The sequence below is a fragment of the Aerococcus sp. Group 2 genome, from assembly GCF_905125285.1.
Lineage (GTDB): Bacteria > Bacillota > Bacilli > Lactobacillales > Aerococcaceae > Aerococcus > Aerococcus urinae_E.
Genome location: NZ_CAJHPA010000001.1, coordinates 132,085 through 157,737, shown reverse-complemented (window position 1 = coordinate 157,737; position 25,653 = coordinate 132,085). Strand labels below are relative to the sequence as shown.

Below are 25,653 nucleotides of genomic sequence, written 5' to 3'. Positions count from 1 at the left end.
TTTTTTACTACTATGATAAATATTTATATTGGAGGAGTGAATTTGATGGTAGAAACTCGTGATAAGAGTAATTTCTTTGTTCAAGAAGTTGACCAAGTAGAAAATACTCTACAAACCTCACGGCAAAGTGGGCTAAGCTCATCAGAAGCCAAATCCCGCTTAGAAAAAGATGGTCCTAATGAGATTCAAGAAGGGGAAAACCGGACCACCCTACAAAAATTCTTTGATCAATTCAAAGATGCCATGATTATTATCCTTTTAATTGCAGCAGCTCTATCTGTTGTGCTTGAAGGTGTTGAAGGCATGGTGGACGCTGTTATTATTTTAGCAGTGGTATTAATTAATGCCGTCTTGGGAGTTATCCAAGAAAACAAGGCGGAAGACGCAATTGCTTCCTTAAAGGATATGTCATCCCCCCAAGCCCATGTTATTCGTGATGGCGACTCGATTAAGATTGACTCACGCGAAATCGTTGTAGGTGATATTGTCGTCTTAGAAGCTGGCGATGTCGTTCCTGCAGACCTGCGCTTAACTGAAGTCAATTCCTTACAAATTGAAGAAGCTGCCCTAACCGGTGAATCAGTCCCGGTAACTAAATCCCTAGAAACCGTTCCGGAAGACGCCGCTTTAGGTGACCGCTTGAACATGGCCTTCTCATCAACGAATGTAACCTATGGCCGTGGTCAAGGGATCGTGGTAGCGACTGCTATGGATACCGAAGTGGGCCATATTGCGACCATGATTGAAGAATCCGACGAAAAATTAACCCCACTTAAAGAAGATATGAATGACCTGACCAAGTTCTTAACTTGGGCCATTGTTATTATCGCTGTCTTAATTTTCGTGATTGGCCTCTTCATGGAAACTTATGACTGGGTTGAAATGCTACTGGTTTCAATCTCTATTGCTGTTGCTGCCCTACCTGAAGGCTTACCAGCGATTTCAACCATTATTTTAGCCTTAGGTACCCAAAAAATGGCTGACCGCAATGCCCTAGTAAGAAAACTTCCAGCAGTGGAAACCTTAGGGGGAACCGAAGTTATCTGTTCCGATAAGACCGGTACCTTAACCCAAAACAAGATGACCATCGAAAAGGTATACTATAATGGTGAACTCCATGACGCCTCTGACCAAATTGATTTCAAGGAACCAGTCTTTAAGGTGATGGTCATGGATAATGACTCCACCCTAACCAATAATGGCGATCTTTCTGGTGACCCAACCGAAACCGCTATGATTCAATTTGCCCTCGACAAAGACTTTGATGTCAAAGCCTTACTAAATGAACAACCCCGGGTTGGTGAAATTCCATTCGACTCAGAGCGGAAAATGTCAACCACCGTCCATCCAACTGCACCTGACCACCAAGATAGAGGTCAATTTACAGTGATGACTAAAGGGGCTCCTGATGTCTTGATTGCTAACTGTGATTACTACTATGACAATGGCGAAATTAAAGAAATGACGGAAGACTACCGTCAAAAACTTTTAGATGCTAACGACAGTATGGCTCGTCAAGCACTTCGGGTTTTAGCGATGGCCTTTAAATTCTTAGACCAAGAAGCTGATGAATATACTAGTGAAGAGCATGAACGTGGTTTGATTTACGCTGGTATGGTCGGAGAAATTGACCCTGAACGTCCAGAAGCCAAAGCCTCCATCGCTACTGCTAAGGATGCAGGTATCCGGACCGTGATGATTACTGGTGACCACCAAATTACTGCAGCAGCCATTGCTGAACGTTTAGGAATTATTGACGACAGCAATGATGAGAGTGCTGTAACTACCGGAGCTTACTTGGATACCATCTCCGATGAAGAATTAGCCGATAAGGTCGAACAATTCTCTGTTTACGCCCGGGTAGCTCCTGAACATAAGGTACGAATTGTTAAAGCCTGGCAATCAAAAACCCATAATAAAGTCGTTGCTATGACCGGTGACGGGGTTAACGATGCGCCTTCCTTAAAACAAGCCGATATCGGTATTGGTATGGGGATCACAGGAACTGAAGTGTCTAAAGGGGCTTCGGACATGGTCCTTGCCGATGACAACTTTGCGACCATTGTTACCGCTGTTGAAGAAGGACGTAAGGTCTTTGCCAATATTCAAAAAGCGGTTCAATTCCTCCTATCAGCGAACTTAGGAGAAGTGATGACCCTCTTCATCGCTACTATCCTAGGCTGGCAAATTCTAGAACCTATCCATATCTTATGGATTAACTTAGTGACCGATACTTTCCCAGCCATTGCTCTAGGTCTTGAAGGTCCTGAAGCAGACGTGATGGAACATAAACCAAGAGGACGCAAGACTAACCTCTTGTCCGGTGGTGTTTTACCAGCCATTATCTACCAAGGAATTTACGAAGGTGGGATTACCCTCTTTGTCTTCTGGCTAGCTAAATATCGTCTGGGCTATGAATTACCAGATGCAGAAGCCATGGCATTCTTAACCTTGTCGTTCATCCAATTAGCCCATGCTTACAACAGTCGTTCCGTTCACAAATCACTATTCCAAAGCAATCCATTTGCTAATAAGTGGTTAAACATTGCGACGATTGCATCGGCTGCCCTCCTACTTGTTACTGTCTTTGTTCCAGGCCTAAATGATGCCTTCGGAACTGTGCATTTGGTTGGTGACCCTAATGCGCCAATGATGTGGACAGTAGTCATTCTCGCTTCGCTTTCCATTATTGTTTACGTAGAAATTGTGAAATTCATTCTACGTTCCACTGGACTAGCAGAGAACTGGGAAGAAAATAAAAAACAATAATCTGACTTTTACAAGTGACTAATAAAAACGAGGCTATGATTTTAAACAATCATAAGCCTCGTTTTTTCTTTGACTCTTAATAATTAGAGAAAGTTTTGAACTATAATTTATCAATTAAATACATTTTTTGTATCATTTTAGCCCCTAAGATGGCAGACTTTGGGTTTTTAACTGAATCATGAGCATTTCATTTAGCCCATGGACTAATTAGGTATAGACTGAACTTGTAGGTAAAAATTTTACGTCAGAGTGAGTTTGTTTTACTTAAAAAGTTAATCAGCTGTTAATCGCTGATAAAAAATGGAGGTATATCAATGAAATACGCTATTGTTGGTACATCGCATGCTGGTTATGAAGCCGCTCAAACGATTCTTGAAGCGCAACCAGATGCAGAAATTAATTTATATGAAGCAGGTTCAACCGCTTCCTTCCTATCCTGTGGGATTCAATCCTACTTAGAAGGCGAATCTGAATCATTAGATGACTTACATTACGCTAATGAGGCTTCATATAAGGAACAAGGCATAAATATTATGGTCAATACCGAAGTCGTTTCCTTTGATGGCGACGCTAAGACGGTTACCGTTAAAACCCCAGAAGGTGAACGGACAGATGACTATGACAAGTTAATCCTCTCCCCTGGTGCCATCCCAACCCCTCTACCTGTTGACGGCGTTGATGCTGAAAATGTCTTTTATCTCCGTGGTCGTGACTGGGCACAAAAAGTTCATGACCGTATGAAAGACGCTAAGAAAGTCGTTGTTGTCGGTGGTGGTTACATTGGGATTGAAGCGGCTGAAGCTTACGCCCTAGCAGGAATTGACACCACAGTCATTGACTTCCAAGACCGCATCTTACCCACCTACTTAGATGAAGAATTTACTGATATCTTAACCAAGAATGCTGAATCCCACGGTTTAACTTTCCATGGTGGTGAAGGGGTTCAATCCTTCGAAACTAAGGATAGTAAAGTCAGTGCAGTCGTTACTGACAAGAATACCTATGAAGCTGACACCGTGATTGTTTCTATCGGTATCAAACCTAATACCAAATGGTTAGAAGGTTTAGTTGATATGGACCAAAAAGGCTTTATTGAAGTCAATGAAAAACATGAAACTTCAGTAAAAGACGTTTACGCTGCTGGGGATGCTACCCTAGTACCATTTAGCCCAACAGGTAAGAAAGTTTCCTATGCTTTAGCTTCTACCGCTCGTCGCCAAGGTATTGTCGCAGCTAAAAATGCTTTAGGTGAAGAAGCAACCATCCGTCCAGTATCAGGGACTTCTGGTCTACACTTATTCGACTATGAATTCTCTACTTCAGGAATCAAAGATTCCAATGCTGACTGGTATGATGGTGAAGTGGACAGTAAGTATGTCACCGCGCGCTTACGCCCAACCTTCTTTACCGAATTAAATGACGACAATAACACCGTCTACATGCAAATCAACTTTGACAAAGAGTCTCATGTTGTGCTTGGTGCCCAATTCATGTCAAAAGGCAGTGTTGGCGAATTAGGTAACATTATGTCAGTTGTTATTGATCATAAGATGACTTTAGAAGAACTTGAAGCCCAAGACTTCTTCTTCCAACCAGAATTTGATGGCCCATGGCATCCAATTAACGTCTTAGCAATGCAAGCTTTAGGACGTACCTACGGATCCGATAAAATGTTATTTATGTAATTTAAGTAGTTCTAAGTTAATTAAAAGGCAGGGTTTTGAGCCCTGCCTTTTTTATACTTGTTCCAAGCGCAAGACAAGCAACCACACCACGACCTGTCGAGGAATTCTCTGCGTGAATTCTTTCGACTTTTCGCTCCAGCGGTCTTCCCTTCTGACGCGCTTGTCACGCTCTATTATTTTTCGATATCTAATCGTGTATTAAATGTATCTCCATGTTCTAAGTCTCCGTATTGATAACCTCTTTGGAACCAGGCTTGCCGCTGAGCAGCTGATCCGTGGGTGAAACTATCTGGCACTACCCGACCATAAGCTTCTTTTTGTAGGGTATCATCCCCCACCGCATTGGCCGCTTGCATGGCCTCATCGATATCTCCCGCTTCGAGTAGGCCTTGGTCTTCAGCATAATGGGCCCAAACACCAGCGTAATAATCTGCTTGAAGTTCTAAACGAACAGATAAAGCATTCTTCTCCTCTTCACTGGCCCGACGGATAGCAGATTGATATTTTGCCATGGTCCCTAACTCGGTTTGAATGTGGTGGCCAACTTCATGGGCCAAGACGTAAGCCATAGCAAAATCGCCTGGAGCATGGTAACGATTCTTTAATTCTCGATAGAAAGACAAATCGATATAAACGGTTTTATCTCCTGAACAATAAAACGGTCCAGCCTGAGCGCTACCAAAACCACAGCCCCCAGTTTGGACATGGTCAGTATAGAGTACCAAACGCGCTGGTTCATAGTCTTTACCATAATCAGCAAATTTTTGCTGCCAAAAATCTTCAGTACTGCCTAAAACCGCAGACAGGAATTCTTTTTCTTGATCACTTGCCTGCTGACTTCCATCCTGACTAACTTCTTCTGTTTGAGGCTCTGAACCGGTGGAACTGCCACTATTACCCAATCCGCCCCCTAAGAGGGAGCCACCACCAAAAATAGTAAAGGCCAAAATCAAGATAATCAGCCAACGCGGGGCACCTCGGGTTAAGAATAAGAGACTCAGTAAGTTTCCTAAGCCACCACTCGACCGTCTGGGACCAGTCGACTGTCCCCTGCGATCTTCGACGTTCCGACTGCGACGTAAATCCTCCCATTTCATACTATACACCTGCTTTTTCTTTTATTTACCGTTTGAAATATCTTATAACTTATTGCTAATTCCATTATACCATGTAAGCCCTTCCTTTAACGAATGATAAATACAATAATTTCTTTCTATAATAAGATACGGATAAAAAAGTAGAGGATTATCTTCTATATTCATTAAGCTGTAAAAATCTGTGTAAAGTCAACAAATGGTCCAAACTAAATAATAAAAAAGCACCTGATGTGGTGCTTTAATTTCCCCATTATACAAAATAATCTAGCTGTTGTATTAATAAAAATGTTAAACTTAAATTTGTACTCTCACTTTTTGGCCCCTCCAGAGTGCAAAATTAATTCAGCTTCTATTGTTTTCTTAATATTTCTAAAATTAAAAACGCTGATATATCAGCGTTTTGATTTTCTCTAATATTCTCTGATTTTCTCAAAATGCCGAAAATAGGAATCGAACCTACGACCTTTGCATTACGAATGCACTGCTCTACCGACTGAGCTATTTCGGCTTGTGACTTAGGAGTCAACTCCATTAGTATAGCATTATCCTGGTCTAAAAAGCAAGTCTGTTTTAAAAAAACAGAGTAAGTAGAAGAGAATAAATTTATTTTATTTATATTTTTGTTGTTTACTTGTCTGCTTTACATTTGATAGAAGGAAGAGATGATAATGATTATAGACGTTAGCAAAATCGAAGAACTGCTAAAAAGCGATATTACTAGCTATCAAATATCTAAGGCCACTGGTATTGCCACACAATCGCTGGATAATTATCGTAAGTATGACAGTAAATTAGAAAACATGCGCTTAGGTATAGCCCTTAAATTATATGACTATGCAAAGCAAATATTGTAATAAAGCGAGTGTGACAAAAGTCAAAAAAGCCCTGAACCACTGGAACAAACTATGGAAGATAGGCGGGAGCCTATCGCACATAGTTCGTGAAGTGGACGTCAGGGCTGACTTTTGGAACACATTTTGAATAGATAGTTCGCATTTTAAAAAGTAACTGAGTCTTTTGTCACAGACTCTTCTTATGTATATATTTTCTTATTTTAATCGACTTAACTAGTCCGCCTCTACTCAGCAGAAATCAAACCCAGTCTCTTATAGATTTCATCGACACGGCGCAAATGATAGTGGTAGTCAAAAGCATCATCGATAGCTTCTGGACTCAGGTGGTCAGTAATTTCTGGACAACCCTCTACTAAACTCCTAAAATCTTGACCTTGGTCCCAGGACTTAGCGGTTAATGGTTGTACCAGATCATATGCTGCTTCCCGTGACAGACCAGCATCGACTAGCTTTAATAATAAGCGTTGGCTATAAATTAGGCCATGAGTTGCTTGCATATTAGCCAGCATTTTCTCTGGAAAGACTTTCAGATTTTTCAAAACCTTGCTGAAGCGATTTAAAATATAGTCTACTAGAATGGTCGTGTCAGCTAGGATAATACGCTCGGCACTAGAATGAGAAATATCACGTTCATGCCAGAGGGAGACATTTTCATAAGCAGTCACCACATGGCCACGACAAACTCGAGCTAAACCAGTAACATTTTCACTAGAAATGGGATTACGCTTATGGGGCATAGCACTCGATCCCTTTTGCCCTTTGGCAAAGGACTCTTCTACTTCATGGACTTCTGATCTTTGTAGGTGACGAATTTCAGTGGCCATATTCTCAACACTGGTTGCAATCAAAGCCAAGCTAGCGATGTATTCTGCGTGAAGGTCACGTGGTAAAACTTGAGTAGAAATATCTTGCTGACGAATGCCTAAATGGTCACAGACATAAGCTTCAATGTCAGTAGGGACATTGGCATAGGTGCCCACTGCACCAGAAATTTTACCCGCTTCAACACCTCTAGCTGCGTGGTTAAAGCGTTCGATATTTCGCTTAATTTCAGCATAGAAACGTGCCATTTTTAGACCAAATGTCGTTGGTTCGGCATGGACCCCATGGGTTCTCCCCATACATACAGTGTCCTTATAAGTTAAAGCTTTTTCTTTTAGAATTTCTAAAAGCTGGTCTAAGTCTTTTTTAATGAGACGATTAGCTTGTTTTAATTGATAGGCTTGGGCGGTATCGACAACATCGGTCGAGGTTAGTCCATAATGCACCCATTTTTTCTCTGCTCCTAGGGATTCAGACAAACAGCGAGTAAAAGCAACTACATCATGGCGGGTTTGTGCTTCAATTTCGCTGATACGGTCCACATCAAAGCGAGCATTTTGACGAATGGCTTGGGCATCTGCTTGAGGTATCACACCTAATTCACTCCACGCTTCAACAGCTAAAATTTCAACCTCTAACCAAGCTTGGTAATGATTTTCAAGGGACCAAATAGCCCCCATTTCCGGCAAGGTATAACGTTCTAACATGAATTATCCGACTTCCTCTCTCTTATCTAATACCCAATGGCCAATATCTTTGCGGTAAAAAGTCCCTGCTATCGGGTGTTGACCTAAAAATTGATAAACTTGATCACGGCAAGTTTCATAAGATGACCCTTTAGCTACCAGCATTAGAATTCTACCACCCTTGGCTATATAATGCCCATCTCGCAAGTCAACTCCAGCCCCATAGACTTGTAGTTCATCAGGAAGCTTAGTAATCAATTCATCCAGCATCATGCCTTTTTGATAAGTGCCTGGATAACCCTCAGCTGCAAGAACCACTCCCAGACTCACTTGGTCTGCTTCCCGAGTGAGTTGACTTGGTCTTCCATGTAACAAGTCATCAATGACCCCAGCAAAATTTTCCCCTAAAAGAGGTAAGACCACTTGGGTTTCTGGGTCCCCAAAACGAGTATTAAACTCAATCACCTTGGGCCCCTCTTGGGTTAAAATTAGGCCCGTATACAAGACCCCATAATAAGGGCAATTTCTGGCGGCCATCTCTTTTAAGACCGGTTCAACAATCCGGTTAACGACATCATTAAAGACCGATTGACTGACAAAAGGAACAGGACTGTAAGCCCCCATACCTCCCGTGTTAGGGCCTCGGTCATGATCATAGGCCCGTTTATGGTCTTGGGCCAGCGGTAAGTGGAGAACTTGCCCTTTGCCAACCAAAGAGAAGCAGGAAAATTCTACTCCCTCCAGATATTCTTCAATAACTACTTCATTTTGACTACCATAACGATTGTCACTAAAGATTTCTTCCAAGAATTCTAAAGCGCTAGCCAAGTCTTGGACAATTTTAACCCCCTTGCCTGCGGCAGGACCATCTGCCTTAATCACAAGAGGAAATTCCGCTGCTTTTACTGCCGCCTGGGCTTGGGCCAAATTATTATAAGCTGCATAAGCAGCGGTTGGCACTCCCTGAGCCTGCATCACTTCCTTAGCGAAGTGCTTGGAAGACTCTAGGCGACTAGCCGATTGACTAGGACCAAAGATTTGTAATCCAGCCGCTTGAAAGGCATCAACAATACCATTAAATAAAGGAATTTCAGGGCCTACAAAGGTCCAGGAGATATTATTTTCTTGAGCAAAATCAATTAAAGTCGGAAAATCATCCATGCTAATGTCTTGACAGTGGATGCCATCCTTAGCCATCAGAGGATTCCCAGGAGCGCAGTAGACTTCAGAAACCTTTGTATCTTGCTTAAATTTAAGGGCTAAGGCATGTTCCCGTCCACCAGAACCAATGACCAATATTTTCATAGTTTTCCTCCTGAAATTAATGTCTAAAATGCCGCATACCAGTTTTCAACATAGGAATTTTGGCTTGGTCAACCACGGCAATGGAATCATCATCATGGATAGAGCCACCCGGTTGAACAATGGCTTTAATGCCATGTTGAGCCGCTAGTTCTGCGGTATCAGCCATTGGTAGATAGGCATCACTAGCTAAAACTAAACGGTTGCGGTCAACTTCAAATGGATTAGCCAAGGCTTCATCAATGGCTAATTGGGCTGAGCCAACCCGGTTCATTTGTCCAGCTCCAATACCTAGCGTTTGATGGCCGTTGGCGACCAAAATGGCATTGGATTTAACGTGTTTAACCACTTTCCAAGCTAATTCTAAAGCAGGCAAATCTTGGGGATCGACATCATATTGGCCCATTTTTTGCCAGTGTTCGTGATTTTCATATGCAGGGATATCTTGGTCTTGGACTAAGAGGCCACCCATAACGGAAACATATTCCTTGGCAGGAGAGAGCTTATGATCAAAGCCCTTCACTTCTAATAGGCGTAAGTTCTTTTTGGTCTTGAGCACTTCTAAGGCCTCTTCACTAAATGCTGGTGCAATAATAATTTCTAAGAAAATTTTATGCAGTCTTTCGGCTAGGTCCTTAGAGACTTCTTGATTAACAGCAACAATCCCTCCATAAATGGACATGGAATCGGCTTGGTAACAGCGTTCAAAGGCTTCTTCAACCGTTTGACCAATCCCTACCCCACATGGATTCATGTGTTTGAGGGCCACGGCACAGGGTTGGTCAAATTCAGCAATCAGCGCTAGGGCCGCATTGGCGTCTTTGATATTGTTATAGGATAAGGCTTTTCCATTTAATTGTTTAGCTTGGCTAATGCTATAGTCATCAGCTAAAGGCGCTTGATAAAATTCAGCTTCTTGTTGGCTATTTTCCCCGTAACGTAAGGTTTCTTTTAATTCATAGGTTAAGGTTAATCGTTCAGGTTTTTCCTCTTCAAAACGGTCGGTGAGATACTGAGCAATTAATGCATCATAGGCAGCTGTCAAACGGAAAGCTTTAGCTGCTAGACGTTGGCGGTCTTCAAGAGTCGTCGCCTGTTTTTCTTTAAGGGAATCGATGACAGTGGCATAGTCCTTAGGATCAGTAAGCACGGTGACGTCCTGGTAGTTTTTGGCTCCGGCACGCACCATGGAAGGACCACCAATATCAATATTTTCCACCGCTTCAGCTAATGAAACCTGGCTCTGACTAATGGTTTCTTTAAAGGGATAGAAGTTCACCACTACATAATCAATGGCTTGTAAGTGATTATCAGCCATGGTTTTCACATGGTCAGCATGGTCTCTTTGGAAGAGGATTCCAGCATGGATATTAGGATGTAAGGTTTTTACTCGCCCATCTAACATTTCCTTAAAGCCAGTCACTTCTTCAACAGGAATGACTTCAATACCAGCTGCTTCTAGGTGCTTTTTACTCCCCCCGGTTGAAATGATTTCTATCCCAGCCTCCTTGAAGGCTTGGGCGAGTTCTACTAAACCTTCCTTATTAGATACACTAATTAATGCTCTTGCCATGATTCATTTCCTTTCTGACTAATTCTAAAATTACTTGAGGATATAATTGATGTTCAATTGTATGAATGGCTGTCTCCAAGTCCTCCAACTGCCATGCTGGATCAATAGTTACAGCTTCTTGGGCGAGAATTTTTCCTTGGTCGATATTTTCATCGATAATGTGGACCGTTACCCCAGTTTCAGATACTCCCGCCTGATAGGCATCCCTAATCCCATGACGGCCGGGAAACTTAGGCAAGAGGGAGGGATGAATATTAATAATCCGGTTAGGATAAGCCTGGAGTAATGGCTGGTGGATCAGCCGCATATAACCTGCCAATAAAATGTAATCCAAGTGATGCCTCTGACAGAGATCGACTAGGGCTTCTTCATAGTCTTGGCGACTGGAAAAATCAGCTGGACTAAATTGAAAGGCGGGAATATGTAAATTTTGAGCTCGTTTTAAAACATAAGCTCCAGCTTGGTCACAAAAGAGAAAGGCAATCTCAATCTCAGAATGAAGGTCCTGAAAGGCTTCCACTAAAGCTTGAAAATTACTGCCCTGTCCTGAAGCAAATATTGCACATCGCATCATAATGTCCCCTCAAATATAATTTTTTCTTTTACATCACTAGCTTTTTTAATCTGACCTATGCGGTAAGTTGACTCCCCTTGGTCATGTAAGACAGCCTCAACTTCATCAATATGAGCCGGATCGATGGCTAGGACCATGCCAATCCCCATATTAAAAATATTTAGCATTTCTATCGAATCGAGCTGACCATACTTTTCTAAAGCCTTAAAAATAGGCAAGATAGGCCAAGAGCCTAATTGAATCTGGGCTTGATAACCGTCTGCTAAGATACGAGGAATATTTTCAATAAATCCCCCACCAGTGATATGGGCCATACCATGGATCAGTGAACGCTCAATTAAGCTTTGTACAGTCTTCACATAGATCCTAGTAGGAATAAGTAATTCATCAATTAGGCTACGGTCGGGACCCAGTTCTTCTAAGTGGCTATCTAAAGAAAAATCATTATCTTTAAAAAAGACTTTTCGCACTAAAGAATAGCCATTAGAATGTAAGCCAGATGAGGCTAAGCCCAGGAGAATATCCCCTTCTTTAACCTTTTGGGGAGATATGAGTTTTTTCTTTTCAGCAATACCGACCGCAAAGCCAGCCAGGTCAAAATCCTTGCTATCATACATGCCGGGCATTTCTGCAGTTTCCCCACCAATCAAGGCAGCGCCAGCTTGCTGGCAGCCTTCAGCTACTCCTTTAACGATCTGCTCAATAACGGCGGGATGGTTCTTGCCCACCGCGATGTAGTCTAAGAAAAACAAGGGCTGAGCGCCTTGGGCGAGAATATCATTCACACACATGGCCACACAGTCGATACCAATGGTGTCATAACGCTGAGATTGGATAGCTAACATTAATTTAGTGCCGACACCATCCGTGCCAGCTAATAAACAAGGCTCTTCATAGTCAAAGTCGGCTAAAGAAAAGGCTCCAGCAAAACTGCCAATCGCTCCCATTACTTCGGGTCGCCAAGTTTTAGCGACTTGCTTTTTAATTCGTTCTACCGCTTGGTAACCGGCTTCCACATCTACTCCAGCATTTTGGTAGGCATTAGTCATGGTTAACCTCCTCTTCCTGTAAAGACTCTAAGTATTCTTTTTCATAGTCATATAATTCAGTCGGGTAATCGCCATTGAAATAAGCCATACATAGACCTTGATACTTGCCAGGGCCTTGTAAATCGATGCCTTTAATCAGACCTTCTTGACTGAGAAAGGCCAGAGAATCAGCCCCAATCAATTGACAAATTTCTTCAACTGAATTTTGTGCAGCAATTAATTCTCTAGTATTAGAAATATCAATCCCGTAAAAACAAGGATACTTCAACGGTGGACAGGCAATGCGGACATGAACCTCCCGGGCTCCCGCTTCACGTAAGAGGGCCACAATCCGTTTAGAAGTCGTTCCCCGGACAATGGAATCGTCAATCATAACTACACTCTTGCCAGACACAACCTTACGAACAGCTGACAACTTCATCCGGACGCCCTGCTCTCTTTCAGCCTGACTGGGTTGGATAAAGGTACGACCAACATACTGGTTTTTTACCAGGCCCATTTCATTGGCTAAGCCAGCAGCCTCGGCATAGCCCATGGCTGCCGACAGAGAAGAATTAGGGACTCCAACCACCATATCGGCTCCCTCAACTGGACTTTCCTGGGCTAAGATTTCCCCACAGCGTTTACGGGCGGTATGGACATTGACATGTTGGATATTGGAATCAGGACGAGCGAAGTAAATATATTCCATGGAACAAATGGCTTGGTGGCGGTTTTCGGTGTAGAATTCTCGCTCAATGCCTTCATCCGTGATATAAACCACTTGTCCGGCTTCAACGTCAAATAGAGTTTTAGCTCCAATTTGGTCTAAAGCGCAAGATTCTGAAGCCATCACATAGGCTCCATTGTCTAACTGACCCACTACTAAAGGTCGAAAGCCATTGGGATCGCAAGCTCCTACCAGTCCCTTATTGGTTAACAAAATATAAGTAAAGCCACCCTTTATCTGACCTAAGGCCTCTTTAAGTTGGTCTTTAAAATTAGTCGCCTTACTGCGGCGAATTAAGTGCATAAGCACTTCACTATCTGAAGTCGAGCGAAAAATAGCTCCTTGTTTTTCTAATTCTTCCTTTAAAGATTGACCATTGACCAGGTTCCCGTTATGGGCTAGCGCCAGGTCACGATCCGAAAAGTGGAAAAGGAAGGGTTGAATATTATTCAATGAATGGTCGCCTGCCGTCGCATATCGGACATGGCCTAAGGCAGACCGACCTTCCAAATAGTGAAACTGGTCTTGATTAGAAAAGACCTCACTAACTAAACCTAAACCACGGAAATCCTGCATCCGTCCCGAGTCTTTAAGACTAGTAATTCCTGCTCCTTCTTGTCCCCGGTGTTGGAGTGCCATCAAACCGTAAAAGCTTAACCGAGCAGCATCGGGGTGGTTCCAGATACCAATAAGGCCACATTCTTCATGGGGAAGGTCATAGCTTTCCTGGTCAATATAAGTAGTCACATAGTCGGGGTCTTTTATGAATGGGCTTGTTCTTCTAACTGACACGCTAAGGCTCCTTCCCATAATTCCTTCAATTCACTCACACTTAGGTCAAGGCTTTGGTTCTGGGTTTCAAAATAAAATTGGTCTTCAGCCGTTACCTGCCCCAATAAGGTTAACTTAGCCCCACAAGACGCTTCAAAGGCGGCTTGGTTTTCAGGCTTGACGGAAAGGACAAAGCAAGAAGGACTCTCAGCAAATAAATCAATGGCTGCTCTATCCCACTTGGCCTCGATTCCCAAATTTTGTCCGAAGCAGGATTCAGCAAGCGCCACACCCAAACCACCTTCACTAATGTCATGGGCTGAAGCGATATAGCCCGCTTGAATAGCTTTGAGAACAGCTTCTTGGTTAGTCTTTTCTAGATCGAGATCAAAGTCTAATAAGGCACCAGAAACTTGCCCAGTTTCCATCACTTGTAATTCAGACCCATTAAAATCAGGGCGAATCTCTCCTAGAAGATAAACAAGGTCGCCAGCATGCTTGAAGTCTTGGCTAGTAACATGACTTAAATCCTTTATCAGGCCCACCATGCCAATAACAGGAGTTGGATAAATCGCCTCGCCATTACTTTCATTATTTAAGGAGACATTGCCTGAGATAACTGGAGTATTCAAGAGACGGCAGGCTTCAGAAATGCCTTGAGCCGCGGTGGCAATTTCATAGAAAATATCAGGGTCATCAGGATTACCAAAGTTTAAGCAGTCGGTAATGGCTAAGGGTTGTCCCCCACTGGCAACAATATTCCGGGCCGCTTCAGCCACTGCCAATTGACCACCACGTTCAGGGTTTAAACGTAGATAACGGGCATTACAGTCAGTAGTCATTGCCAAAGCTTTTTGAGTCCCACGAATGCGGACAACTGCTGCATCTGACCCGGGCCCAAGCACGGTTGAGGTTCTCACCATGGAATCATAGGTTTGGTAGACTTTAGCCTTTGAAGCAATGGTCGCTTGTTGGAGTAGCCCTTGTAAGATCCGACTGGCATTTTCTTCTTGAGCTTGGTACTGGTCTTGAGCTTGGTCTTGGTAATAATCTGGTTTAATCACGGCATGTTCATATTCAGGGGCATCTTCAGCCAAGGCATTAACGGGGACATCCGCCACCAAATCGCCCTTATGGAAGAGCCGGTAACGTCCATCGTCAGTCACCCGACCAATCACTACCGCTTCAAGCTGGTATTTGTCAAAAATCGCCTTAATTTTATCCTCTTGACCGGCTTTGACACAGAGAAGCATGCGTTCTTGGGATTCTGATAGCATCATTTCATAGGGAGTCATGCCTTTTTCCCTTTGAGGGACTTGGTCGAGATCTAGCACTAGCCCGGTTCCGGCCTTGGAGGCCATTTCCGATGATGAAGAAACTAACCCAGCAGCACCCATGTCTTGGATCCCCACCAGTTCATCTGGACAGTTTTGGATAACTTCTAGGCAGGCTTCCAGTAAGAGTTTTTCCATAAAGGGATCTCCCACTTGGACAGCAGAACGTTGGCTTTCTTCTTCATCATTAAATTCTGCTGAGGCAAAGGTCGCCCCATGAATGCCATCCCGACCGGTCTTAGCTCCCACATAGATAATGGTATTACCCACCCCGGCTGCTTGGCCTTTTTGGATGTCCTTTTGATCCATGAGACCGACACACATGACGTTAACTAGAGGATTCCCTTGGTAGCAATCATCAAAAGCAATTTCCCCACCAACCGTTGGAATCCCAATACAGTTTCCATAACCAGCGATCCCCTTGATAATTTCATGGAAGAGATATTTGGTCCGTTGATGACTAAGGGGGCCGAAGCGCAAGGAATCCAGTAAGGCAATAGGACGCGCCCCCATGGAGAAGATGTCACGGATTATCCCGCCTACACCAGTTGCAGCCCCTTCATAGGGTTCCACAGCTGAGGGGTGGTTATGACTTTCTGCCTTAAAAACTACCGCCTGACCATCACCAATATCGATGATACCGGCTCCTTCTCCTGGTCCCTGTAAGACTTGTGGGCCTTGGGAAGGAAACTTTCTTAGAACAGGCTTAGTATTTTTATAGGAACAGTGCTCACTCCACATGACAGCAAATAGTCCGGTTTCGGTGTAATTGGGTAAGCGTCCCAGGATATCGACAACCATGTCATATTCCTTATCCGTCATGCTCCATTCCCGGTAAATTTTACTTTCTTTAATTGCTTGAGGACTTAGTTCTTGGCTCATCTACTCACGCTCTCTTTCCCGCTGTTTCAAAATACTTAACCATGGACTGGAAGACCTTAAGCCCATCTTGACCGGCAATGATTTCTTCAACCGCCCGCTCAGGATGAGGCATTAAGCCAATCACATTTCCTGCCTTATTGGTGATCCCAGCGATATTTCCTGTTGAACCATTGGGATTTTCTCCGGCATAGGTGAAGATAATTTGCCCGTTAGCCTTTAAGTCAGTTAGGGTTGCCTCATCACAGTAATAATTGCCTTCACCATGGGCAATGGGTAAAGTAATTTCCTCTCCTTCTTGGTAGAGACTGGAAAAGGGACTTTGGTTATTTTCCACCACGAGATCTTGTTTTTTACAGATGAAGGCTAGATCACGGTTAGGGAGAAATGACCCTGGTAAAAGGCCACTTTCACAGAGAATTTGAAAGCCGTTGCAAGTTCCTAAAATCAACTTGCCATTTTGAGCCAAACGCTTCACTTCTTCCATAATCGGGGTAAAGCGTGCGATAGCACCGGTCCGTAAGTAATCTCCAAAAGAGAAGCCACCTGGCAACATAATGGCATCATAACCCGCTAAGGAAGTCGCATTAGCGGGAACATAGTCAGCTTCTTGGCCCAAGACATCACGGATAGCAGTCAACATATCCATATCGCAATTGGATCCAGGAAATTGAATCACAGCAAATTTCATGATGGCTAGACCTCCTTAATGGTATAGCGGTAAGTTTCCATATTGACATTAGCTAGGAGACGGTCACAAATATCTGCAACCGCTTGGTCGACGTCGCCAACCTCTTTGGCAATTTCCATTTGAAAATACTTTCCTTGACGAATATTTTTAACTGCCTCATAACCCATTTGGTGGACGCCTTGCATGATGGCTTGGCCTTGAGGGTCGAGAATGGATTCCTTATAGGTGACAAATACTTCAACTGTATACATAGTGACCTCCCTGTTTTCTCTAAATCATAGTCCTTAATCTTTAATAACTTCTTGTAAACGTTGATAGACAGCTTGGTAGTAAGGGATCATATCGCCTTGATCATTACGGAAGATGTCCTTATCAAAGGATTTCCCACTGTCCTTATCCCAGAGTCTGGCATTATCTGGTGAAAACTCATCAGCCAGAATAATTTCTCCCGCTGCATTCTTACCAAACTCTAATTTGAAATCGACCAAAATGAGACCCGCTTGGTCAAAAAGCTTCACTAATAAATTATTAATTTTCTTAGTCAGTGTTTTAATCCTTGCAATTTCTTCAGGGTTAGCTGCCTTTAAAAAGAGGACGTGGTCATCATTCAATAGCGGGTCATTCAAGTCGTCATCCTTATAGAAGAATTCCAAGATACCCCCTTCAATGGCTAAACCCCGTTCAATCCCTAAGCGTTTGACAAAGGAGCCAGCAGCATAATTGCGGTAAACCACTTCTAGGGGAAACATTTCCGCCTTCTCAACGATTTCTTCCCGTTCATTAAGCACCTTAACCAAATGGGTAGCGATACCATGGTCAGCCAAGTAGTTAAAGATAAGTTGGGTAATGGCTTGGTTAATCCGTCCCTTGCCGGGTAAATTTTCCTTTTTAGCCCCATTGCCAGCAGTCGCTTGGTCCTTATAAAAAACTCTTAAATACTTATTATCATCGGTTTGATATAAATCTTTAGCCTTACCGCTATAAATTAACTTTTCTTCTGTCATTATTTACTCCTTTTCCAAATTCCACTGTCAGCAATCTTTTTAAGACTAGTTTCCATATCTTCTGGCAACAAGGTAACATGCCCCATTTTACGGTTGACTTTGGCTTGGTCTTTGCCGTAAATATGCAAATGCCAATCGCTATGCTTGGGAGCAGCTTCTAAGACCTTATCTAAATGTTGTCCTAAAATGTTCACCATGAGGGATGGACTTAATAATTGGGGTTCAGCCAAGGGCAAGCCACAGATAGCACGGATGTGCAGGTCAAATTGTGAGAAGTCACAGGCTTCAATAGTGTAGTGCCCACTATTATGGGGGCGAGGTGCCAGTTCATTAATTAATATTCTTCCATCTGCCATTAAGAACATTTCAATTCCTAGGGCACCGACCAAGTTACCGGCTTTAGCGATCTTATGGGCCAATTCTTGGGCGTCTTGACTGACCTCAGCGGAAATTCGTGCCGGAACAATGGATTCATGGAGGATGTTATGGACATGTATATTTTCCGATACAGGGAAAGTCACCACATGACCATTTTGTTCGCCGATAGCCATGACTGACATTTCCTTAGCAAAAGGCAGCCATTGCTCCAGCACACAAGCTTGTTCATTGAGTAAGTCAACACATTCAGGCAGATCTTTTTGACTATGGAGGACACGTTGGCCCTTGCCGTCATAACCAAACCGCCGCGTTTTTAATACAGCGGGATAGCCTAATTCTCTGACTGCTTGTTCTAAATCTTCCATAGTCTTGACCGGTCGATAAGGAGCGACTTGAGCGCCCGAAGCTTCTAGAAACTGTTTTTCATAGAGGCGGTCTTGGCTAGTATGAAGGAGGTCTACCCCCTGAGGGAGATAGGCACCTTCACCTAGAACTTGTAAGGCTTCAGTATCGATATTTTCAAATTCAAAAGTTAATACATCGCATTGAGAAGCAAAGTCTGCTAAGGCTTGGCGGTCATCATAGGCATTTTCATAATGAAAATCGGCGACTTGAGAGGCTGAACAATTAGGACCCGGGTCTAATATCCCTACCCGATAGCCCATTTCTTTAGCGGATTGGGCCAACATCTGTCCTAATTGTCCTCCGCCGATAATGCCGATGGTTGCCCCAGGTAAAATCGTCTTATTCAAGTTGGTCACTACTTTCTTTTGCTGCTTGACGCATTTCTTTACGGTAATCTGACAGGGCTAAAGCTAAGTTTTCGCTTTGAATACTTAAAATCTGAACAGCCAGTAAGGCCGCATTTTTAGCCCCTGACTGCCCAATCGCTGTCGTGGCGACGGGAACACCGGCTGGCATCTGAACGATGGATAGGAGTGAATCCAAGCCACTTAGAGCGTGCGATTGAACGGGCACTCCAATGACCGGTAAAGTGGTTTTAGCAGCTAACATGCCTGGCAAGTGGGCTGCCCCTCCTGCTCCCGCAATAATTACTGCCAAGCCACGCTCACGGGCGCTTTTAGCATAAGCAAACATCTCATCTGGCATCCTATGGGCAGAAATCACACGTTTTTCATATGGCACTTCAAATTGGTCTAAAATCTGACAGGCTTGACTCATGGTTTGCCAATCCGATTGAGATCCCATCACTACCCCTACTTTTATCACTTGACGGCCTCCTTAAATAACAAACATTTGTATGGAATAAATCTTAAATATTCGTGATTTACTTGTTTACATGTAAAAATATACCATATAATTTTAAAATTTCAATTTAATTACGTATATTATTTGATAAAATCGTTTTCATAATACGTATTATTGCTTTGATATTATTTTTAAGGCCAATTTCCCACTAAATTAGTCCCTATTGCCGAACGATATGCAAAAAAAAGAAAGTGTGACAAAAGTCAAAAGAGCCCTGAACCACTGGAACAAACTATGGAAGATAGGCGCAGCCTATCGCACATAGTTCGTGAAGTGGACGTCAGGGCTGACTTTTGGAACACGTTTTGATTAGATAGTTCGTATTTTGAAAAGTGTCTGAGACTTTTGTCCCAGACGGTCTAAAAAATATATTTACAGTCTAAGCAGATGATTTGTCGTCTAGCAGAAGTCCTGTTAATATATGTTTAGTGGTAAACAGTTTATAACTAAACTATAATTTGATAACGAGGTGAGAACAATGACATCAAGTGAATCAGGCTGTGAGAATTACAATCACGCCCTTAATATTTACCAGTCGCTGGTCAGACTTTACCGAAGGAACCTGCAAGATACTAGTCAGGCCTTAGCTGATTTCTCTTGTCAGATTAATGTGCCCCAATTTGATTTACTTTCCTATATTTGTGAGCACCCGGCAACCAACCAACAAGAGATCGCTATCCAACTCTGTGTAACTAAGGGTAATGTTAGCCAACTACTCCACAAATTAGAGGAAAATGGTTACATCAAAAAAGAAATCCAAGGCAGAAGTCACCGGCTCTATCCCACCAGTAAGGGCAAAGAACTTTACGAAGAAATAGCCTATGACTTGAGTAACTTCCAGCGAAGCTTTTTTAATGCTCTTGACAATGAGGAATTAGCCACCCTCGACCAACTTTTAGCCAAAGTCTGCCAGGACCACCTGCATAAGTAATCGATAGGAAAATACACACAAAAAGAAAGGAAGAAACAAATGACCAGAGCAAATCCAGAAGAAAAGAAAGCTAAGGGGCTAGAATTTGGTTTGTACAGTTTAGGTGATAACCTCCCTAACCCCCATACTAGCAAACAACTATCTGCCTCAGAGCGGATTGAAGAAATTATCCAACTGGGAAAACTGGCCGAAGAAGCCGGCTTTGATGCCTTTCAAGTGGGGGAATCCCACCAAGACTATTTTGTCTCCCAATCGAATTTGATCATTCTTTCAGCCATTGCCCGGGAAACTAAGACCATTAAACTGGGTTCAGCGGTGACTACCCTGTCTGTCTTAGATCCGGTCCGGGTCTATGAAGATGCGGTAACCATCGACCTCTTATCTCATGGGCGCATGGAAATTGTTGCCGGGCGTGCTTCCCGACTAGGGGCCTTTGAATTATTTGGCTATGACTATAAGAATTATGAAGAACTCTTCGAAGAAAAAATTGCCCTCCTAAAAGAAATCAATGACAGTGAAACCGTCACTTGGCAAGGAAAATTCCGTCCTGACCTTGATGGGGTCAAGGTCCAACCCCGTAGTGAACGTCCTTCTGGTAAACTCCCCATTTGGCGGGGAATTGGTAATTCCAATGACTCTGCACGGCGGGCCGGTTTACTAGGCATGCCCATCTACCAAGCCCACCTCTCAGGCGCTAACCAAACCTTCGCCCACCGGATTAAGGTCTTTAGGGAAGCTGCCCAAGAAGCTGGCTATGATCCGAATGCCATTCCTGTCCAAACCGGGAGTTTCCTCTATGTTAGAGAAAATACCCAACAAGCCTATCAGGAGTTCTGGCCCTATGTCGAGGCAGGCTTTCCCTTAGTCAACGGCCAACCCTTCCCCAAACGCGCCTTTGCCCAAGGACAAAATGTTAAATCAGCCACCATGGTTGGTGATCCCCAATTAATCATTGATAAGCTGCTGATGCAGTATGACTTATTCGGTCACCAACGCTTTAATGGTGAAATTGACTTTGGCGGCCAGCCTTTTGACGAAATTCGACGGACTCTCGACCTCTTCGCAGAAAAGGTTATTCCCACAGTGAAGAAATATACCCAAAAATAATGAAACGTAGACAATAGAAAAGGAGATTATCTATGACAATTGAAAACCCACACATTATTCCCCAAATTGATACTAGTCAAGGCATTGAATTTGGACTCTATAGTTTAGGTGACCACATGCCTAACCCTCATACCGGAGAAGAAGTCTCAGCCCAAGAACGGATCCAACAATTTATAAAAATGGCCCAAGTGGCTGAACAAGCTGGGGTGGATATCTTCCATTTAGGGGAATCCCACCAAAAATACTTTGTCTCTCAAGCCCATATGGTGATCTTATCGGCCATTGCCCAAGCCACCTCAAAGATTAAAATAGGCAGTTCGGCCACCATCATTTCCACATCTGACCCCGTCAGAGTCTATGAAAATGCCGCCACCATTGACTTAATTTCCGATGGCCGCATGGAAGTCGTAGCCGGACGGGCATCGCGTTTAGGCATTTTTGAACTCTTAGGCTACGATGTGAAGGACTATGAGGCTCTCTATGAAGAAAAATTCGACCTTCTCCTTCAAATTAATGAAAATGAAGTGGTTAATTGGGAAGGCGAATATCGTGCTCCTCTCTATGACGCTGAGGTCATTCCTCGAGCTAAAAATGGCCTGCCAATTTGGCGGGCAGTAGGTGGGCCACCAGACTCCGCTATCAAAGCAGCGCTCAAGGGTGTCCCTATGTATATCACTACCCTAGGGGGTTCAGCGGAATACTTTAAACAATCGATTGACATCTACCGGTCCATTCTTAGCGAAAAAGGCTACGATGTTGAATCCATGCCAGTCACCACTTCTGGCTTCCTCTATGTCAATGAAGACCGGGATACTGCCTTTAAACAATTTTATCCCCATTTAGACACTGGGATGAAGCGGGTTAATGGAACTGGCTTTAATAAGCGTCTCTTTGCCCAAGGAAAAGACTACCGTGACGCTCTGACGGTTGGCGATCCTCAATTAATCATTGATAAGATCCTTTACCAACACGAACTCTACAATAACCAACGCTACACCGCTCAGATTGACTTTGGAGGGATTCCTTTTAAAGATGTCCTCCATATGATAGATATCTTAGGTGAGACCATCATCCCAGCAGTCAAGAAATATACCAAGTCAGACCAATAAAATTTAGCAAATATTCACTAATTGATAGAGAAAGGAAAATGATCATGAAAATACTTGTCTTATCCGGCTCCAATGTCGGCCATAAAACCGAAGTGGCTGCTAAGGCTATCCTGGATATCTTAGCCAAAAACCAATACAGTGACCACCAAGTCCAATTTATTAACCTACTAGACAAGGAAATGGATTTTGCTGACGGAAGAAACTTCCTCGATTATAAGGGAGATACCTTGGAAGTCGCTCAAGCCGTCATGGAGGCAGATGTCCTCTTTATCGGGACTCCTATCTTCCAGGCTTCCATTCCCGCCTCTTTAAAAAATGTCTTTGACCTCTTGCCAGAGAAGGCCTTGGAATATAAAACCGTGGGGATCTTTGCCTCATCAGGGTCTAACCGTCATTACTTGATTCCTGAATTGCAATTAAAACCCATTCTTAACTATATGAAAGCTAATGTTACACCGCGCTATGTCTACCTGAGTGCCAGAGACTTTACCCTTAATGAAATTTCTTCCGATGATGTGCTTCTACGCTTAGAGCAATTAGTCGATGAAACCCTCACCTTGGCGAAAACCTATCAAGAAATTCAACGCATTGAAGATGAAAAGTTAGGATTTTAACCATAAAAAAGGCTATGCCAGTTAGAAATATCTGAATACTTAGCACCGATTCACTAAGGCTTTAGATACTTTACTCGGCATAGCCTTTAATTATTTATCCCCTAGCCCCACCATAATTTAATTAAGGCTTGGATTCCATCATCTTCACTAAATTGATGGGCCAGTTTTTGATAGAGGTCATAAGCCAGTTGGGTTCCAGGGAGTTTGAGATTTTCTTTTTCTGCGACTTCAAGGGCAATTCTTAGGTCTTTGATAAAATGTTTAACAAAGAAGCCAGGACTATAGTCATCTTTTAGAATACGAGGGCCGTATTGGGCCAAGGAGAAATTCGCAGCTGCCCCACTATTCAAGGTCTCAATCACTTGACCGAGGTTCAAATCATTACTCTTAGCATAGGCCAGGGCCTCACACATTCCGGTCATGGTCCCAGCAATCATAATTTGATTAGCCATCTTAGCGTCTTGTCCCTTACCGGCAGGTCCGAAGTACTCAATCTGCTGGCAAAAAGTAGCTAAAACAGCTTTGATTTGAGCTAAAATTTTCTCATCCCCGCCAACTAAAGTAGTTAAGCGCCCTTCTCTGGCGCCTATGTCTCCTCCCGTCACTGGTGCATCTATGACACTCACTTTACGGTCTCGCCCTTCCCGGTAAAGTCTTTTCGCTAAAGTCGGACTTGAAGTGGTCATTTCGACAAAGATTTGCCCAGGCCGGCAAGCTGAAAAGAGCCCTGCTTCCCCTAGGTAAACTTCCTCGACATCGTACGGGTAGCCTAAAATAGTGAACACTAAATCAGATTGTTCAGCGATCTGACTTGGTGAATCAAGCCACTGAGCCCCCAAGTCAATTAAGGGCTGGGCTTTTTTCTTGGTTCGGTTATAAACATTAAGAGCATACCCTGCCTGGATTAAATGACTGGCCATGGATTTTCCCATGACTCCTAAGCCGATAAAACCGATTTTCATCGAACAACACCCTTTCTCCTAATAAAATTTTTTCTATTAATAGTTTACCATTGACTTAGTCATTTAGCTCTTAGCTTAGCTAATGGTATGCAATGAGCCAATTCTTTGATCTTATTGTTTATTTTTTATAAGATTAATATATTCAAAAATAAATTGACAAAATATTTTGACAAAGGAGACGATAGAATGAATGAAAATCAACAGGGCGTAAAATGGGGCGAACTCATTGTAGGAATTATTTTTATTATTCTTGCCATTATTAGCTTTAGAAATCCAACAGTGAGTTTAGTGAGCTTAATTTACTTTTATGCAGCCGGAGCGATTGTTTCTGGGATCGTGAACCTCTATACTCGCCATCAATTACGACAAGTTAGTGATCAAAATTATACGGTCATGTTAATTGTGGGCATTTTAAATTTAATTATCGGGGTTATTTTATTTTTCAATGTGGAAATCGGTTTCCTCACCATTCCATTCCTAGTAGCCATTTGGTTTATTTCTGAAGGAATTGGGCTCTTAACTTCCAGCTCCCTGGTTGGTTTTGTGAGTCCAGTTGGCAGAGGCCTCTCCATTTTCCTAGGTATTGTTGGGATTATCGTTGCTATTTCGATCTTCTTTAATCCCCTATCCGCCTACTTTACAGTAGTCTTCATGATTGGGGCTTACTTCTTATTCTCCGGTATTGCCCACATTATCCGGGCCCTATAGTATTTGATAACAAAATGTGATGAACTTAAAAGCGGACTTTACGGTTGAAAAAGTAAAGTCCGCTTTTTTAATGGTCATAAAGATAACGATCGATAAAGTCAGTGAATAGCTCCATATCCAGCTTTCCCTGCATCACTTGATTAATAAAGATAGCAAAAAGAAAGTCAACCACTTGGTCTGCTGAGTGTTTTTCAAAGGCCAGGTTGCGAATAGCCGGATCGTCTTCTAAGCACTGGAGGAGATAGCCTTTTAAATGTTTGATGTAGCGATCCATTTGGGCATTGGCTTGTCCCTTTTGTGATTGAGAAAAGACCAAGGTATGTTGGGAGAAGAAATGGGGGTACTTCTTGGCGCCCGCAGCCAATAACTGGTAAAGAGTCAAAAAGGCTTGAGATAAGGGCTGGCTGGACCGATTGAGATGTTCAGATTGATTAGGAATTAAAATATCCCGCCAGACTGCTGCCACAGTTTGTAGCAGTAAGTCATTCTTATCTTCAAAGTAGTTATATAAGACCCCTAAAGATATTTGACAGCGCTTGGCTAAACGGCGCATATTGACTGCTTGGATCCCCTCTTCTTGGACCAATTGTAAGGCGACTTTTAAAATTTCTTGACTTGAACTGACTTTGTGATTAACCACAGAATGCCCCTCCCAGACTACTTCTCATATTCTCTTTATTTTACCATTTAAGCCTAGCTTACTCAAAAACAAAAATAGTGTGATAGTCACATCAAAGGACGAAACCGCTACGCATACTATATCTGTAACTCGCGTT

The 25,653-nt window shown here is 43.0% G+C and carries 23 protein-coding genes and 1 tRNA gene; 8 read left to right on the top strand and 16 right to left on the bottom strand.

Features of this window, described 5'->3' with window-relative positions; genetic code table 11:
- Positions 1 to 45 precede the first annotated feature (45 nt).
- Both JFU01_RS00665 and JFU01_RS00660 read left to right on the top strand, forming a co-directional pair.
- On the top strand, positions 46 to 2,769 hold the full coding sequence (locus tag JFU01_RS00665) for a cation-translocating P-type ATPase (RefSeq protein WP_195855444.1): 2,724 nt from the start codon (positions 46 to 48) through the stop codon (positions 2,767 to 2,769).
- A gap of 314 nt (positions 2,770 to 3,083) precedes the next feature.
- A complete protein-coding gene (locus JFU01_RS00660; RefSeq protein ID WP_195855443.1) occupies positions 3,084 to 4,454 on the top strand; it encodes an FAD-dependent oxidoreductase in 1,371 nt (456 codons plus the stop codon).
- Between the two features lie 173 nt (positions 4,455 to 4,627).
- Here JFU01_RS00660 and ypfJ read toward each other — a convergent pair whose 3' ends face one another.
- Both ypfJ and JFU01_RS00650 read right to left on the bottom strand, forming a co-directional pair.
- Positions 4,628 to 5,551 carry a KPN_02809 family neutral zinc metallopeptidase gene (ypfJ, locus tag JFU01_RS00655; RefSeq protein WP_195855442.1) on the bottom strand — a complete coding sequence of 308 codons (924 nt, stop codon included), beginning with the start codon at positions 5,549 to 5,551 and terminating at the stop codon, positions 4,628 to 4,630.
- Positions 5,552 to 5,986: 435 nt separating this feature from the next.
- Positions 5,987 to 6,059: transfer RNA gene (locus tag JFU01_RS00650), tRNA-Thr, on the bottom strand.
- 160 nt (positions 6,060 to 6,219) lie between these two features.
- Here JFU01_RS00650 and JFU01_RS00645 point away from each other — a divergent pair.
- The gene (locus JFU01_RS00645; protein WP_195855441.1) at positions 6,220 to 6,405 is read left to right on the top strand and encodes a hypothetical protein; all 186 of its coding nucleotides are present in this window, start codon (positions 6,220 to 6,222) and stop codon (positions 6,403 to 6,405) included.
- Positions 6,406 to 6,629: 224 nt separating this feature from the next.
- Here JFU01_RS00645 and purB read toward each other — a convergent pair whose 3' ends face one another.
- The 12 genes from purB to purE are packed head-to-tail and all read right to left on the bottom strand — an operon-like array spanning position 6,630 to position 19,386.
- On the bottom strand, positions 6,630 to 7,934 hold the full coding sequence (purB, locus tag JFU01_RS00640) for an adenylosuccinate lyase (RefSeq protein ID WP_195855440.1): 1,305 nt from the start codon (positions 7,932 to 7,934) through the stop codon (positions 6,630 to 6,632).
- Between the two features lie 3 nt (positions 7,935 to 7,937).
- A complete protein-coding gene (gene purD, locus JFU01_RS00635) occupies positions 7,938 to 9,218 on the bottom strand; it encodes a phosphoribosylamine--glycine ligase (protein ID WP_195855439.1) in 1,281 nt (426 codons plus the stop codon).
- 16 nt (positions 9,219 to 9,234) lie between these two features.
- Positions 9,235 to 10,788: a bifunctional phosphoribosylaminoimidazolecarboxamide formyltransferase/IMP cyclohydrolase gene (purH, locus tag JFU01_RS00630; RefSeq protein ID WP_195855438.1), complete on the bottom strand. Its 1,554-nt coding sequence runs from the start codon at positions 10,786 to 10,788 to the stop codon at positions 9,235 to 9,237.
- Complete coding sequence (purN, locus tag JFU01_RS00625) at positions 10,769 to 11,359, bottom strand: phosphoribosylglycinamide formyltransferase (protein ID WP_195855437.1); 591 nt, start codon at positions 11,357 to 11,359, stop codon at positions 10,769 to 10,771. Before purN ends, purH begins: the two co-directional genes overlap by 20 nt.
- Entirely contained in the window at positions 11,359 to 12,411 is a 1,053-nt protein-coding gene (gene purM, locus JFU01_RS00620) for a phosphoribosylformylglycinamidine cyclo-ligase (RefSeq protein ID WP_195855436.1), read from the bottom strand. Before purM ends, purN begins: the two co-directional genes overlap by 1 nt.
- Positions 12,404 to 13,867 (bottom strand): amidophosphoribosyltransferase, encoded by a 1,464-nt coding sequence (gene purF / locus JFU01_RS00615; protein ID WP_195855693.1) that lies wholly within the window; start codon positions 13,865 to 13,867, stop codon positions 12,404 to 12,406. Before purF ends, purM begins: the two co-directional genes overlap by 8 nt.
- Before the next feature lie 14 nt (positions 13,868 to 13,881).
- Positions 13,882 to 16,107 carry a phosphoribosylformylglycinamidine synthase subunit PurL gene (purL, locus tag JFU01_RS00610; protein ID WP_195855435.1) on the bottom strand — a complete coding sequence of 742 codons (2,226 nt, stop codon included), beginning with the start codon at positions 16,105 to 16,107 and terminating at the stop codon, positions 13,882 to 13,884.
- Positions 16,108 to 16,111: 4 nt separating this feature from the next.
- Positions 16,112 to 16,795 (bottom strand): phosphoribosylformylglycinamidine synthase subunit PurQ, encoded by a 684-nt coding sequence (gene purQ, locus JFU01_RS00605; protein WP_195855434.1) that lies wholly within the window; start codon positions 16,793 to 16,795, stop codon positions 16,112 to 16,114.
- Positions 16,796 to 16,800: 5 nt separating this feature from the next.
- Positions 16,801 to 17,046 (bottom strand): phosphoribosylformylglycinamidine synthase subunit PurS, encoded by a 246-nt coding sequence (gene purS / locus JFU01_RS00600; protein ID WP_013668813.1) that lies wholly within the window; start codon positions 17,044 to 17,046, stop codon positions 16,801 to 16,803.
- A gap of 33 nt (positions 17,047 to 17,079) precedes the next feature.
- Complete coding sequence (gene purC, locus JFU01_RS00595) at positions 17,080 to 17,799, bottom strand: phosphoribosylaminoimidazolesuccinocarboxamide synthase (RefSeq protein ID WP_195855433.1); 720 nt, start codon at positions 17,797 to 17,799, stop codon at positions 17,080 to 17,082.
- Positions 17,799 to 18,938 (bottom strand): 5-(carboxyamino)imidazole ribonucleotide synthase, encoded by a 1,140-nt coding sequence (gene purK / locus JFU01_RS00590; protein ID WP_195855432.1) that lies wholly within the window; start codon positions 18,936 to 18,938, stop codon positions 17,799 to 17,801. The genes purC and purK overlap by 1 nt, the downstream gene beginning before the upstream one ends.
- Positions 18,922 to 19,386: a 5-(carboxyamino)imidazole ribonucleotide mutase gene (purE, locus tag JFU01_RS00585; RefSeq protein ID WP_195855692.1), complete on the bottom strand. Its 465-nt coding sequence runs from the start codon at positions 19,384 to 19,386 to the stop codon at positions 18,922 to 18,924. The genes purK and purE overlap by 17 nt, the downstream gene beginning before the upstream one ends.
- A gap of 538 nt (positions 19,387 to 19,924) precedes the next feature.
- Here purE and JFU01_RS00580 point away from each other — a divergent pair.
- Genes JFU01_RS00580 through JFU01_RS00565 form a run of 4 tightly spaced genes read left to right on the top strand, consistent with a single transcriptional unit; the run spans position 19,925 to position 23,207 of the window.
- Entirely contained in the window at positions 19,925 to 20,377 is a 453-nt protein-coding gene (locus JFU01_RS00580) for a MarR family winged helix-turn-helix transcriptional regulator (protein ID WP_195855431.1), read from the top strand.
- A 39-nt stretch (positions 20,378 to 20,416) separates the two neighbouring features.
- Complete coding sequence (locus tag JFU01_RS00575) at positions 20,417 to 21,484, top strand: LLM class flavin-dependent oxidoreductase (RefSeq protein WP_195855430.1); 1,068 nt, start codon at positions 20,417 to 20,419, stop codon at positions 21,482 to 21,484.
- 32 nt (positions 21,485 to 21,516) lie between these two features.
- Complete coding sequence (locus JFU01_RS00570) at positions 21,517 to 22,593, top strand: LLM class flavin-dependent oxidoreductase (protein WP_195855429.1); 1,077 nt, start codon at positions 21,517 to 21,519, stop codon at positions 22,591 to 22,593.
- A 44-nt stretch (positions 22,594 to 22,637) separates the two neighbouring features.
- Positions 22,638 to 23,207, top strand: coding sequence for an NADPH-dependent FMN reductase (locus JFU01_RS00565; protein ID WP_195855428.1), 570 nt, complete (start codon positions 22,638 to 22,640; stop codon positions 23,205 to 23,207).
- A gap of 101 nt (positions 23,208 to 23,308) precedes the next feature.
- Here the strand turns inward: JFU01_RS00565 and JFU01_RS00560 are convergent, their stop codons facing one another.
- Entirely contained in the window at positions 23,309 to 24,169 is an 861-nt protein-coding gene (locus JFU01_RS00560; protein ID WP_195855427.1) for an NAD(P)-dependent oxidoreductase, read from the bottom strand.
- Between the two features lie 186 nt (positions 24,170 to 24,355).
- On the opposite strand from JFU01_RS00560, the gene JFU01_RS00555 reads away from it, so the two are divergent.
- Positions 24,356 to 24,877 carry an HdeD family acid-resistance protein gene (locus tag JFU01_RS00555; protein ID WP_195855426.1) on the top strand — a complete coding sequence of 174 codons (522 nt, stop codon included), beginning with the start codon at positions 24,356 to 24,358 and terminating at the stop codon, positions 24,875 to 24,877.
- A gap of 67 nt (positions 24,878 to 24,944) precedes the next feature.
- Here the strand turns inward: JFU01_RS00555 and JFU01_RS00550 are convergent, their stop codons facing one another.
- A complete protein-coding gene (locus JFU01_RS00550; protein WP_195852850.1) occupies positions 24,945 to 25,517 on the bottom strand; it encodes a TetR/AcrR family transcriptional regulator in 573 nt (190 codons plus the stop codon).
- Positions 25,518 to 25,653: the final 136 nt, after the last annotated feature.